This is a genomic window from Paenibacillus sp. MER TA 81-3, from assembly GCF_023713585.1.
In the GTDB taxonomy this organism is placed as follows: domain Bacteria; phylum Bacillota; class Bacilli; order Paenibacillales; family Paenibacillaceae; genus Paenibacillus_B; species Paenibacillus_B profundus.
Genome location: NZ_JAMAWB010000095.1, coordinates 1 through 407 on the forward strand (window position 1 = coordinate 1; position 407 = coordinate 407).

General features: G+C 47.7%; 1 protein-coding gene. It reads right to left on the minus strand.

Going from position 1 to position 407, the window contains the following annotated elements:
* Nucleotides 1–21: 21 nt before the first annotated feature.
* Nucleotides 22–407, minus strand: a 386-nt coding sequence (locus M3650_RS31380) for a helix-turn-helix transcriptional regulator (protein WP_251580279.1), incomplete at its 5' end; no start/stop codon positions are given.

Below are 407 nucleotides of genomic sequence, written 5' to 3' on the forward strand. Positions count from 1 at the left end.
GATCAGGGCTTGAGTGCTGGGTTACAGGTGAATCTGGCTCCAGGATTTGAACGTTTCGCTGCGGCTGATATTAAAAAAATCGGTTCCACCGCTGCAGCCGAGCTTTTTAATCAGATTCAGCCGGATCTGATAAATGGTTTTTATATGCAGGTTTAGCGACCGGCCAATGCTGGCGACCGCTTCGCCATTGCTGATAAGTTGAATAACTTTCTTTTCCCGCTCGGTAAACTGCACCGAGGCGCCTGGCGCCGGATGGGTTTTGTAATAGCGGGTGGGTTGATGCAGAAATATCTTTAACTCTTCAGGCGTCGAGTTGGCCGGTAAGCGCAGCATAGGCAGTTCACTAAGAAAATTAAGATCGTTGCCTTCGGTTAACAGAATAAATAATGTATCCCGCCGATTATAGT